Here is a 13,045-nt window from a genome sequence, read left to right as displayed (position 1 = left end):
GGCCCATTGACCAATTCACTTTCTTGGTCGAGCCGGGTATCAAAGTTTTACCGCACGCCGCCGTTTTTTTTCGATATTTCGGGGATTAAAGTCAATTGACAGGATAGGCCTGCGCCCGACTGACGGACTACGAACTCGCTCCGCCGCTTGCCATCACAGACCCCATTTGCGTTGATGGTAGGTGACTCTACAAAGCTTCTGAACTCGAAGGTCAATGATTGAGCCTCTCAGGATTTCGCACGCGATCTAGGCATACCGAGATGTAAATTTTCGGTCCGCCGACTTCATTATTTACAGACCTAATGTTAACCTTGCTACCAACTTACTACAAAACCGATTTCTTGAAAATCATGATTGACCATCACTCGCCCCTTCGTTTTTTTCCTGCCAATAACCGCGGCCGCGATTTCATTATTGGCGACATTCATGGTCAATTCGATATTTTTGAAACGATACTTGAAAAAATCAACTTCAACGATGCTACAGATCGTTTTTTTGCCACGGGGGACATTGTCGATCGCGGTCCCTATTCGGATCAGGCTGTAGATTGGTTAACCCAGCCTTGGTTCAACAGCGTGCGAGGTAACCATGAGCAAATGATCATCGATGCAATGTCTGGCAAAGGGGATCCCGCTCGCCATGCGAGAAACGGTGGCTCTTGGTTTTATCAACTGCCCCTCGAGCGACAGCATGAAATAGCAATACATTTAAAAGCACTTCCATTTGCTATCGAGCTTGAGTTGCTGAGCGGAGAAAAAATAGGAATTATTCACGCCGAACCTCCTGGACTAGAAGCTAGCTTGAGCTGGCAAAAACGCATAAAGCGATTATCAGCCTTCAATCCAACCGTACGAGAAAAAGCCCAAAATCAAGCATTGTACTCTAGAGCGCGAATAGAAAATAGCCAAAAACAGATTATAGAGGGTGTTACTCAAGTTTATGTCGGCCACACCACCGTTCGAGAAGTCATGAGCATAGGAAACATAACCTATCTGGATACAGGCTGCTCTTTCCCTGACGGGAAATTGAGCGTCATAGATCTTCATACAAAGCTTGTTGTATCTTGTGGCGCCGAGAGTTCTTCGTAAACTCCATATTCAAGACGCTTATTTGATGCCCGCTGCTACGCTACCGAGCTTGCCGGTTTCAACCTTCAACAAAAATGCTTAATCCCTGAGAATTGCGAATCTCGCTTGCCGTCCGTGATGTTGAACTTGGCTCTCCAACTGCCGCGCCGGAGTCGGTAGCTGATAGGATGCATGCCCCTAAAACCTTTCCCCGAAGTGCGACGGCGGCCTCTGCTCACGCCTCCGGCAGGCGAGATCACCCCATAACTATTTTCAGTAACTTTTTCTTCGCCCATCCAGCCGATACATTCGAAAACTCGACCCCGCCATACTCGAACATATGGCTACATATATCTTGCAATAGCAGCCCCATCTCAGTTCATGAAACATTCGCCGGCAGTGCCAAATAACTGCTTTTGGTCAAGGACAAGAACAACAGAATCACTCATAGAAAAACAGCCCAACAACAGCTTTATACCATCTAATATTTAACTTATCCCGACCATACTTAACCCACAACTACTTGCCACACAACTGAATAACCATGGAAAGCAGCCCTCAACATCGCGACAAACAGCGCACAGAGGAAAGAAAAGACTTAATATTACTTTTCTCGATAAAGTCAATTAGCTTTCCAGGCAAGTGGCATAGCCGAGCCAGAGCTTTATAACACCCATTCAAAATTACTTGACTCCATTACAGCGGCGCGCGTAGCGATTACACATTCAAACCAAAAAAATACCCGACAACCGCCGGGTATTTTATCATCTAGGGTCCTGCCGTCGCTGCAAGTATATCCAATCGACAATTTCTCCGTCCGGCGCATACCCAGTCACCGTCTCCCGAAGCAGCTGGCGAACAAGCGCATAGTCATCGTTCTTGACCGCCACCAACAACGTGCTCAGTTTATTTTTCAGGATGTCCCAAGGCAGATAGTCTTCGTTGGCACTCATGATCATAGGATGTTGAGTTGCAACTACGTTGTCGCCAATCAGCAACTCCTCATAGAGTTTCTCCCCGGGGCGCAGCCCGGTGAACTCGATGGTGATATCGCCGTGGGGGTTACGATCTGAACGGATGCTCAAGCCAGACAGGTGGATCATTTTTTCAGCCAGCTCGACGATATGCACTGGTTCGCCCATGTCCAATACGAAGACATCGCCACCCTGCCCCATTGAGCCCGCCTGGATGACCAGTTGAGCGGCTTCCGGAATCGTCATGAAGTAACGGGTAATCTTAGGGTGCGTCACCGTCAACGGGCCGCCGGATTTGATCTGCTTCTGGAACAACGGAATAACGGAGCCAGAAGACCCTAAAACATTACCAAAGCGCACCATGGTGAAGCGGGTCTTGTTGACCTGCGAAACGTTGCCGGTATCGCCAAACAGCACAGGCGCCACCTCACGACTAAGGGCTTGAAGCGTCATTTCCGCAAGTCGCTTGGTGCTCCCCATCACGTTCGTTGGGCGCACAGCCTTGTCTGTGGAGATCAATACAAAGCTAGAAACTCCAGCCTGCAGGGCCGCCTGGGCTGTGTTCAGGGTACCGATAACATTGTTAAGTACGCCTTCAGCAATGTTGTGCTCGACCATTGGCACATGCTTGTATGCGGCTGCGTGGTAAACCGTATCCACATGCCACGTGTTCATCACATCGAGCATCTGTTCCTGGTTGCGCACCGAACCGAGAATTGGCAAGAGCTTCGTAGACAAGGATTCCCTGGCAATTCGCTGCTCCAGCTCAGAAAGAATGCTGTACAGATTGAATTCGCTGTGCTCAAACAACAACAACATGCGTGGTGCCAGTCCAAGAATCTGACGGCAGAGCTCGGAACCGATCGAGCCACCGGCCCCGGTGACCATCACCGATTGATCAGCGATACAGCGCTCCAGCAACTCATCCTGCGCCGGGACTGGATCACGTCCCAGTAGGTCTGCGATATCCACCTCTTGAAGATCATCGACCTTCACCCTGCCGCTAGCCAGATCCATGAAGCCAGGAATAGTACGAACATGCAGGGGGAATCCCTCGAGGAATCCTAGAATCTCCCTACGACGCACCCGTGTCACTGAGGGAATGGCCAGCAGGATTTCTTGGGCGCCAGTATTATCGATCATCCGTTGTAGATGACGCGGCTTGTATACCTGCAGGCCGGCGATCACGTGGTCGGCAATACCTGAATCGTCATCGATGAATGCCACCGGGCGCATTACCTTGCCCATGCGTAATGCAGCTACCAGCTGGTTTCCCGCGGCCCCCGCACCATAGATCGCTACCTTGGGCAAGCCGTCATCACGGTTTGTGAATGGCACGTGCTGGGCAGCGGTGAACCAGTCACCCAAGAAATACTGTCGCATGGCCAAGCGCAGACCGCCAACCATCACGAGGCTCAACCAGCAGTAATTGAAAATGACCGAGCGAGGTACGACATGTTGATGATTGCCATACCAATAGACGATGAAACCCAGGATAAGCGACGACAAGGTGACGGCTTTGATGATTGCGATCAAAGCATCATTACCAAAGTAACGCATCACCGCCCGGTACATGCCAAAGCGGATAAATAAGGGAATGGCAACGATGGGGGCACTAACGAAGAGCCAGAGATGGTCCTTAATGGGGTTGGCCAAATCTTCAACGCCCAGGCGAACCAAAAACGCCAGCCAAAGCGCAACCCACACCAATACGATGTCGGTCGATACCTGTAACAGGCGTTTTTGCCTACGCGGCAGACCCAGTAGAAATGCCCGTAATCTATCCATAATCCCTTCGAACACCTTTACCGCTCCCCCTGTAGACTGCAACTGAAATCATGTGTTGCGAATGTATGCACGCGAATGCTCGAATCTGGCCCTACTCCAGGGCACCTGCACGGTAGCGCACAGCTAGAACAACCAGCGGCGCATATGCGATCACTACGCCGAGTGCTCCGTCCATCCCCAGCAGCATGACGCACAAGGCAATGGGCAACAACCAAAACAAATTAAGCACGCCAACTGCTACGGTCACCGGCAAATGCTTGCCATACAGGCGCGAAGCGAACTGATAGGCATGGCTACGGTGTGCTTCGTAAACCTTGTCACCCCGGGATAGGCGACGAATCAGCGTGTAGGTGGCATCAACGATGAATACTCCCAGCAGAATCAACCAGCACCAGAACAGTTGCGAAGACTCCCAGGCCGCCTGAAGCGAAAGCACACCTAGGGCGATACCCAGAAAACCGCTGCCGGCATCCCCCATGAAGATTCGTGCCGGGGGGAAGTTCCAATATAGGAAACCGGAAACCGCCATCGCCAGTAACAGAGGCAACAAGAGCAGTTGCTGGAATCCACCGACCCAATAAAGAAGACAGGCCCCCAAACAGGCGCAGATGGCTTCAACACTTGCGATGCCGTCGATGCCGTCCATGAAGTTATAGAGATTCAGCAACCACACCAGGTAGAACAGTGCGAGAAACGCCCCGAACCAGCCTATGTCCAACCGCCAGCCAAACATCTGTATCGCTGGAAAGCCCCCTAACCATGCCAGTGCCCAGGCAGCGGCCAGAAAGTGCCCCAGCAGACGCCAGCGGGCGGCGATATGGCCATGGTCGTCCATGAAACCGATGATCGCGATCAATGCGCCCGAACCACCCAGCGCGACAAGCTCGTGCAGCCCGGCTCCCCCTTGGACAGCGATGGCCACCAATGCCATGAGAAAGGCTATCACAATGGCAACGCCACCACCGCGAGGTGTCGGAACAGCATGGGAACTTCGCGCGTTGGGAACGTCCATGATGCTTCTCGCCAGTGCATAGCGTCGTAATACGGCAGTCAGCGCAAGCGACAGCACCGCCACCAGAGGAATCAGCCACACTTGGGTCATTTTGTTGTTTTTTCCTTATAATCCCGAGCTGTCAGACCGAGTGCCTCATCGACACTGACCGGAGGCTTCCAGTTCAGCAAAGAACAAGTTTTTTTTATATCGACCTGCAGCGAGCCGCACAGACGCTGTGACAAGGACTGCTTGCCCAGCAGCTTAGCTCCCCATTGCAGCAAGACACTGGGAACCGGCAGCAAATAGGCGGGACGCCCCAGTGCCCCAGCCATGCGCCGCAACAGATCAGAAGTCGAGATGTCCTCACCGTCACTGACGAGGAATGTCTGGTTAGCCGCGGCCGGATGATCAACACATGTCAGCACGAGATCGGCCAAGTTGGCTAGGGCTACCAAGCTGCGACGGTTTTCGATGGCACCGAATGGCAGAGGCACCCCTTTGTCCAGCCAGTGCATCATGGCCCGGAAATTGGCCTTGACGCCCGGCCCGTACACTAATACGGGTCGAATGATCACCACCTCCAAGCCAGTCTCCTTAGCAAGGGCCCGCAACCCCGCCTCGGCTTCCATCTTGGAGATACCATAGGGATCCCCCGGCGCTGGCACATCATCAGCAAGGTAGGGCTGCCCCTTGGGCGTGCCCTCACCGTTAACCTTGATGGAACTGATGAATACGAAGCGCTTCACTCCGGCCTCTACCGCTTGCCGTGCGAGGTTCAACGTACCGTTAACGTTGACCTTACGAAAAGCGGTCAATGGATCCGTATCCGTCTCGTTCATCACATGTACGCGGGCTGCGGAATGAATGACGATATCCACACCGCCAAGAATGTTACGCCAGTCAGTGGAACCGTCGAGCTCGTCGAATCGAGCCACCTTCACGAGCGGGTTCAAGTCGGTGGGCTCCTGGCGCAACGCTGCAACCACCGCATGACCTCGAACCAGTAGAAGCTCAAGGATAGCCTTACCCACAAAACCGGAAGCGCCGGTCAGCAACACGTTATGCGACATCACTTATCTACCTCACGTAGCGTGGCTTCCCGAAAAAGGGTTTCCAGCCGCGCCATGAGCTTGAGTTTGGAATAGTGCTCAAGGTAGTACACACGGCCGGCGTCGCCCATTGCCTGACGCTGCGCGACCGAAGTAGCTGCTAGGCTACGGGTTATTTCTGCAAGTCCCTGTGCATCGCCCGAGTCGCAGGCATACCCGGCACCGGATTCACGGATAACCCGGGCGGCCTCGCCATTGATCATGCCTAGCAGCGGGCGTCCAGAGGCAAGATAGGCTTGCACCTTGCCAGGAATGGTCTTCTGAAACACATCGTTGGTTTTTAACGTCACAAGCAAGGCATCGGCCTGTGAGAATAGCCCCGGCATGGACTCCAGCGGGTGGCGACCTAGCAAATGCACATTGCGCAGGCCACGTGCCTGCACCTGCTCCCCCAACCAAGTGCTCATGCGCCCGTCACCAACGATGATCCACCGCACCGCGACGACATTCCGGAGGGCTTCAGCGGCCTCCAGAACGGCCGGGAAGTCCTGTGCCTCGCCCAGATTGCCCGCAAATACCACGGTGAACACCGAAGGATCCGTGTCGATCAATGCTCCTGTCGTTGCAGCAGGCGACGAAAAGTCGTCTTCCGCCCAGCTGGGGAAGTATACAAGACGCTCCTGCGCGATATCGCGCGTGCAGTATTGCTTCACGTTTTCCAGAAACCCGTGAGATTGCAACAGTAGGTAGTCGGTCCGATTGTAGATCCACGAAACCAATCGTCCAACCAGCGATAGCAGGCGCGGGTTGCGCACCACGCCTACCGCCCTGAGCGTCTCTGGCCACAAATCGAGAACCCAGACAAATACCGGTGTGCGCTTCAACCGACCAATCAAGACGGCGGGTATCGCCGCCATGATTGGCGACACTGCATAGACAAAGACCGCATCGAACTTTCGATTGCGAAGTTTGAAGGCGCCGACCGTCGAAGCACTAAGGAAGAACGACGCATAGTTCAGGATCAGTCGGATACTGCGCTTGCCACGCGGCAGCATCGGCACCCTCACAATCTTGGCACCATAATAGAAATCGAAATCGCTAGGCGAAGTGCGATAGCTATCGAATATTACACCTTCCGGATAGTTCGGAACTCCAGTCAACACCGTCACATCGTGGCCTTTTTTCCTGAAGTCGCGGACCATGTCGTTGATCCGCATGTTTTCTGGCCAAAAATACTGCGTGACGACTAGCACTCTCAGATTTTTTTCTGGCATGCCTACCACTCGCTCAATAACGCTTCCATACAGTACGGTTCACATAATCGGTATAACTATGAAGAATGCGAACAACTTTTTCGGAGACATTCGGCATGCTGTAGTCGGTCACCAATCGCATGTCTCGCTCGTGGCCACGCTTCTGGCTGTCGAGTATGCTCAATCCCTGTAGGACGCGATCAACTTCCAGGCCCACCATCATGGCCGCAGCCTCCTCCATTCCTTCGGGGCGCTCATGCGCTTCACGAAGGTTTAGCGCCGGAAAGTTGAGAATCGAGGCCTCTTCGCTGATAGTGCCACTGTCTGAGAGCACAGCCTTGGCTTCCAGCTGCAACTTGTTGTAGTCCTTGAAACCCAATGGCTTTAACAGTCGCACGCTCGGATGGAAAGTCACGCCCATGGCGTCAACACGCTTCTGGGTACGAGGGTGTGTCGAAACGATGACCGGCAGGTTGAAGTGCTCGGCAACGGTATTGAGCACCTCCACAAGCTTTAGGAAACTCTTGTCCGAGTCGATATTTTCTTCGCGGTGGGCGCTAACAACGAAGAAGCGCCCCCGCTCAACACCCAAGCGCACAAGCACATCGGACGCGTCGATACCCTCACGGTAATGGGTGAGCACCTCGAACATCGGGCTACCGGTCTTGATAACTCGATCGGGCGGCAAGCCTTCGCGCAGCAGATAGTCACGGGCGATGGTGCTGTAGCTAAGGTTGATGTCCGCCGTGTGGTCGACAATGCGCCGATTGATCTCTTCAGGTACGCGCATATCGAAACAGCGATTACCCGCTTCCATGTGGAAAGTCGGAATCTTGCGACGTTTAGCCGGAATAACGGCCATGCAGCTGTTGGTATCGCCCAAGACCAGCAGAGCTTCCGGATTGACCTCCGCCAACAATCGATCCACCGCGATGATCACATTACCGATGGTCTCGGCACCGCTGCTACCGGCGGCGTTGAGGAAATGGTCCGGTTTGCGGATGCCCAAATCCTGGAAAAATATTTCGTTCAATTCATAGTCATAGTTCTGCCCGGTATGTACCAGTACATGATCACAATGCTGATCAAGGGCACTCATCACACGCGACAGACGGATGATCTCCGGACGTGTTCCAACGACGGTTACAACTTTCAACTTTTTCATACAATCGCCTCCTCGTGACCAGCCGAACTTACGAGCACACTGGCAGCGTATAGGTGTCCGGTTGTTCACGATCAAAAATTTCATTGGCCCACAGCATCACGATCATTTCTTCATCGCCAATGTTGGTGATGTCATGCGTCCAGCCCGGAACAGTCTCGACGATCACGGGCTTCTCGCCGGAAGTCTGCACTTCATAAAAGTCGCCCGAAACAATGTGACGAAAACGGAAATTGGCGTGCCCCTTGATCACCAGGAACTTTTCAGTCTTCGAGTGGTGATAGTGTCCGCCGCGAGTGATGCCCGGATGGGCCGTGAAATAAGAAAACTGACCAGCATCCGGCGTCTTAAGCATCTCGACGAAGACACCTCGAGGATCGCTGTAGCCTGGCACTTCATAGGTGAACGCCTGCTCGGGCAGGTAGCTCAGATAGGTGGAATACAGTGCACGTGTAAAGCCGGTGCCAACTCGCTCGGTGATCAGGGTCTTACGGCTTGCACGGAAAGCTAGCAACTGATCGGCAACCTCCCCGACCGTGGTCGAATAGACCGGCTCTACCTGAGCGTTGCAATCGGCGGCCCTGCCGTCGAGAATGGCGATGCAATGATTAACCACATCGTCGATATATACCAGTTGCAGCGGTGCCTGACTATCGTTGATCTGAATCGGTAGACCGCGCGCAATGTTATGGCAGAAAGTCGCCACTGCTGAGTTGTAGTTGGGCCGCGCCCACTTACCGAAAACGTTCGGCAGGCGCAACACATGCAATTGAATAGCTTGGTGTTCGGCCAGCGCTTGCAGGGCTTCTTCGGCAGCGCGCTTACTATTGCCGTAGGCATTGTCACGATCAGCTTGGATAGACGAGCTATAGACCACCGGTATGCACTTACCGCTCGCGCGCAGTCCATCGCATAAGGCCAAAGTGAAGTCGCTGTTACCCGTCACAAATTCGGCAGGATCCTGCGGGCGGTTCACACCCGCCAAATGGAAGATGCAGTCCGCTTCGGCAACTCGTGCCCTCAGGCCTTCCAAGTCATCGCGTGCGCAACTCAGCACCTCGATATCTTGGCGCTCGCGCAGGTGTCTTTCGAGATTCTTACCGATAAAACCATTGATACCGGTGATCAGGACCTTCATCAATTACTCCTCCGGCGTGGGGTGTTCACCACGCTGAATGGCACGGATGAAATCAAGTTTCAGAAGTAGTTGTTGCATGCCAGCAACATCGAGGCGCTCGGTGTTGTGCGAGTTGTAGTCTTCGGAATGAGAAATCCTCTCCTCGCCTTGTTCAACGTATTTGCTGTAGTTGAGATCGCGCAGGTCAGGCGGAATTCGGAAGTAGTCACCCATGTCTTCGGAACACGCCATTTCTTCACGGCTCAATAGTGCTTCATAAAGTTTTTCGCCATGACGGGTGCCGATGACCTGAATGGGATGTTCCGGCTTGTTCATCAACCCAGTCAATGCATTGGCCAGCACCTGCACGGTCGCTGCCGGAGCCTTCTGCACAAACAAATCGCCATTGTTGCCGTGTTCGAACGCATACAGCACAAGATCTACCGCGTCAGCCAGGGTCATCATAAAGCGTGTCATGTTGGGGTCGGTGATCGACAGTGCTTGACCCTGACGGATCTGGTCAACGAAAAGCGGAATGACAGAGCCGCGCGACGCCATGACATTACCATAGCGGGTGCCACAGATGACGGTCTTCGTCTCGTCGACATTGCGCGACTTGGCAACCATGACTTTTTCCATCATGGCCTTTGAGATACCCATAGCATTAATAGGATAAACCGCTTTGTCGGTGCTCAGACAAACGACACGACGCACTTCGTTCTGGATAGCCGCTTCAAGCAAATTTTCGGTGCCGATAACGTTGGTCTTGACCGCTTCCATTGGGTGGAACTCGCAAGACGGCACTTGTTTGAGTGCCGCAGCGTGGAAAATATAGTCCACGCCACGGGTGGCATTGAGTAGGCTATGGTAGTCACGCACATCGCCGATGTAGAACTTCAGCTTGCTACTGGCATAGCGCTTGCGCATGTCGTCCTGCTTCTTCTCATCACGGCTGAAAATGCGGATTTCCGCGATATCCGTATTGAGGAAGCGCTTGAGCACGGCATTGCCGAAGGAGCCTGTACCGCCTGAAATGAGAAGTTTCTTTCCGCTAAACATAAATAATCCTAAATATGATGCAGACGACCGGGTTCACGGGGCTGCCAGGCTATAGACCGGTCCGTCATTCCGCTTGGGGCTGCGACCGCCGATTAACACCGCGCGCATGCTACCAGGCAAACCGTCGCCGGCAGGAAATTGTAACAGGGATGCTTGCAACCTCATGCAACCGGCTGGCAAGTGAAGCCTTAGGGTTCCTTAAACTGCTCCATGAATGCGCGCATAGAGCCCTGGTCCTTCAGAAACAGAGCGTCCTTCCCGAGCGCCTTGTACTCGTAGCCCAGGAACGAATCGTAAGAGACCATGACATCGCATTCCGGAAAGCACGTTGCCTCGACCACCCGGTCGGCTAACGCCGTGAGCTGCGCCACCGTATCCTCATAGACATGCCGGGGGTGCAGCTTTACCACAATGAAAAAATCAAAATTATTCTTTACCTGCCGAAGAAAATCAATCTCGGTTTGAATGTACGGCGCTGAGGAGGCGAGAAATAATACTTTCCTGTCGCTATTCATTTGCTGCAGCTCAAATTTCGGGCGAATCGGCGCTGTGCGACGAAAGTTGAAATAACGTGAAAAAAGGCCCTCAAACTCCACCCCGAAGAGATACATACAGTCAACGCCGCCAAATGGGTGAGTAAACGCTAGGTCATCATAGATATATGCGTGCTGAATAACCGAAAAACGCTCTGAAAGATGGGTTCCAATGTACGTCCAACGCTGCATATTGCAATCTGTGATAACGGACTTCCTTGCCTGCGACAGCTTGTTAACAAACAAGGTGTACCATGTGAGCGGCAGAATATCCATAGCGTGGAAGATTAGGTCGCTACGGCGCACGCCGTGCTGCGGTGCATAGCGGGAAATGGCAAACAGTACGCGCCATATGACCAATAGGGCCCGAAGGTAATCCGTCGCTGACAGATAACGCAACATAGCCCATGGGCGCTTGCAGCGAAAGCATTCGTACTGGTCAAAATTGTCGAAGAGGTAATGGAAGAGTTTCAAATTGTCTGTATTCGGCAGACATACAGGCTCCGCCAAATCAGCTAACGACTTGCGCAGCGGTAAACAGGCGAACACGAGCGCCAGGAGGATATTGAGCAGCGCGGCTACCGCTAGCAGCGGCAACAACACGAGGCGAATGCACCACAGCAGTAGCAGCAGTTTGTTTCCGTGACGTTTCCACAAGGAAAACAGCGGCATAATTTTGTATTGGGGCAAGGCATCAACTTCGGGGCTGGCCTTAAGAAATTTCTCTTTGAGCCTACGATCAAGACGCACTTCATTCACATACGACTCAAGCAACAGTCGGGACATCAATGAAATTTGACTAGTGGGCATGGACATTCTCTTTCACAAATAGTAGACGAGTGCAGCACAACAACACCAGATAGAAGATAACATTAAACAATACAATCCATTGCAACATGCTCCCACGAAACACACTGAGAAAGAACAGCATCTGATACATGAATATGAACAAAAACACCGGCCCCAAGCGATAGCGCAGCGAATACAAAACGCACATTAGGAGGGAATAGATAAAAATCGGAACCACCCAGAACACATAGTTCCCGTAATTCAGATACAGCTCAGTCTCCACAGGCCACTGCTGGGTTGCCGAGCCTTCGAACCATTGCTGAGGAAAATAGATTGAAGTCAGCCAACGGCTGATATCATGCATGTAGTCTTCGGAGGGCACACCGAAGAATGTTAGCCACTTATTTAGGGGATAATCCATGGTCAACAGGAAGCCTGGCGGCATGTCCCGAAGGATCATGTCGTGGAGGAAGATAGTATTGAAATAGCTCAGGAAATATTCCAATAACATCCCCGGCGTACTGTAAAAGCCGTTGGAACGTAAATACATCGCAAAGCTGAAAGCCAGCGTGAAGGCGGTAAATATCACTGCCCCTTTGAGCAAGGTAAGCCGGGCCGTGGTCAGCCAGGGAATGCTAAAGAAGATTGCAAAATAGAAAATTCGGCTTTTGACGCCCTGGATGAATGCACAGAACACCAAGACAAAAACCACACACATCATCAGTATAAAATTGACACGCCGCTGAGTCTTCCAGTAGAAGCCTAGAGCGAAGGCCAGGAAGTTAGAACTCATGAGCAACACGAAGTTGAGTAAGCCATAACCCTTCTTGTTTTCTAAATAGGTGCTGCTGTAGTTGCCGAACCAGGCTTCAGCGCCACCGGTCACTTGGAAAAAGTAAAGCCCGCCTACCAGAACTACACTGGAGAATACAAACAGCATCAGCGGTCTGACCCGGTACTGCTCGAACAGGCTATCTGCCGACGAGCGCACCAGTATTACCTCGAAAAACCGGGTAAAACCATAAAACAACGTAAACACATACAGGTACGACAACACCGCCTCATCCGAGAGCTTCGACCAATCATTAGCCTTGCCCCATGGCAACACATAAGTCCAGCCGCTCCACTCAAGCACGTAAAACAATACACTTGGAAAGATGAAATAAAGAAAATAGCTACCGAACACTACATTCGAAGGGCATAGTATCTCCTTATTGCGGAACAGGAAAAACGCAGTCAGCATGAAGATCACAACCAGTA

The 13,045-nt window shown here is 52.5% G+C and carries 10 protein-coding genes; 1 reads left to right on the top strand and 9 read right to left on the bottom strand.

The annotated features are described in order from the left end of the window. Window positions 1-350: 350 nt before the first annotated feature. Window positions 351-1,088: a metallophosphoesterase gene (locus ACJA3S_RS06910; protein ID WP_406821280.1), complete on the top strand. Its 738-nt coding sequence runs from the start codon at window positions 351-353 to the stop codon at window positions 1,086-1,088. A gap of 743 nt (window positions 1,089-1,831) precedes the next feature. On the opposite strand, the gene ACJA3S_RS06905 is transcribed toward ACJA3S_RS06910, so the two are convergent. The 9 genes from ACJA3S_RS06905 to ACJA3S_RS06865 all read right to left on the bottom strand — a co-directional run bounded on the left by ACJA3S_RS06905 (window position 1,832) and on the right by ACJA3S_RS06865 (window position 13,028). Further along, window positions 1,832-3,832, bottom strand: a complete 2,001-nt coding sequence (locus tag ACJA3S_RS06905; RefSeq protein ID WP_406822217.1) for a polysaccharide biosynthesis protein — start codon at window positions 3,830-3,832, stop codon at window positions 1,832-1,834. An 88-nt stretch (window positions 3,833-3,920) separates the two neighbouring features. Beyond that, window positions 3,921-4,931, bottom strand: coding sequence for an MraY family glycosyltransferase (locus ACJA3S_RS06900; RefSeq protein ID WP_406821279.1), 1,011 nt, complete (start codon window positions 4,929-4,931; stop codon window positions 3,921-3,923). Continuing rightward, window positions 4,928-5,893: a UDP-glucose 4-epimerase family protein gene (locus ACJA3S_RS06895; protein WP_406821278.1), complete on the bottom strand. Its 966-nt coding sequence runs from the start codon at window positions 5,891-5,893 to the stop codon at window positions 4,928-4,930. The genes ACJA3S_RS06900 and ACJA3S_RS06895 overlap by 4 nt, the downstream gene beginning before the upstream one ends. Beyond that, window positions 5,893-7,146, bottom strand: coding sequence for a glycosyltransferase family 4 protein (locus tag ACJA3S_RS06890; protein ID WP_406821277.1), 1,254 nt, complete (start codon window positions 7,144-7,146; stop codon window positions 5,893-5,895). Before ACJA3S_RS06890 ends, ACJA3S_RS06895 begins: the two co-directional genes overlap by 1 nt. 13 nt (window positions 7,147-7,159) lie before the next feature. Then, window positions 7,160-8,290, bottom strand: a complete 1,131-nt coding sequence (gene wecB / locus ACJA3S_RS06885) for a non-hydrolyzing UDP-N-acetylglucosamine 2-epimerase (RefSeq protein WP_406821276.1) — start codon at window positions 8,288-8,290, stop codon at window positions 7,160-7,162. Between the two features lie 28 nt (window positions 8,291-8,318). Next, window positions 8,319-9,425: an NAD-dependent epimerase/dehydratase family protein gene (locus tag ACJA3S_RS06880; RefSeq protein WP_406821275.1), complete on the bottom strand. Its 1,107-nt coding sequence runs from the start codon at window positions 9,423-9,425 to the stop codon at window positions 8,319-8,321. A 3-nt stretch (window positions 9,426-9,428) separates the two neighbouring features. Further along, window positions 9,429-10,463 (bottom strand): polysaccharide biosynthesis protein, encoded by a 1,035-nt coding sequence (locus tag ACJA3S_RS06875; RefSeq protein WP_406821274.1) that lies wholly within the window; start codon window positions 10,461-10,463, stop codon window positions 9,429-9,431. Between the two features lie 188 nt (window positions 10,464-10,651). Next, on the bottom strand, window positions 10,652-11,806 hold the full coding sequence (locus ACJA3S_RS06870; protein WP_406821273.1) for a hypothetical protein: 1,155 nt from the start codon (window positions 11,804-11,806) through the stop codon (window positions 10,652-10,654). Further along, window positions 11,796-13,028: a hypothetical protein gene (locus tag ACJA3S_RS06865; RefSeq protein WP_406821272.1), complete on the bottom strand. Its 1,233-nt coding sequence runs from the start codon at window positions 13,026-13,028 to the stop codon at window positions 11,796-11,798. Before ACJA3S_RS06865 ends, ACJA3S_RS06870 begins: the two co-directional genes overlap by 11 nt. Window positions 13,029-13,045: the final 17 nt, after the last annotated feature.

The sequence above is a fragment of the Pseudomonas sp. KnCO4 genome (assembly GCF_045344305.1).
Lineage (GTDB): Bacteria > Pseudomonadota > Gammaproteobacteria > Pseudomonadales > Pseudomonadaceae > Aquipseudomonas > Aquipseudomonas anuradhapurensis.
The sequence above is the reverse complement of the archived record's forward strand: the minus strand, read 5'-3'. Positions and strand labels throughout refer to the sequence as shown.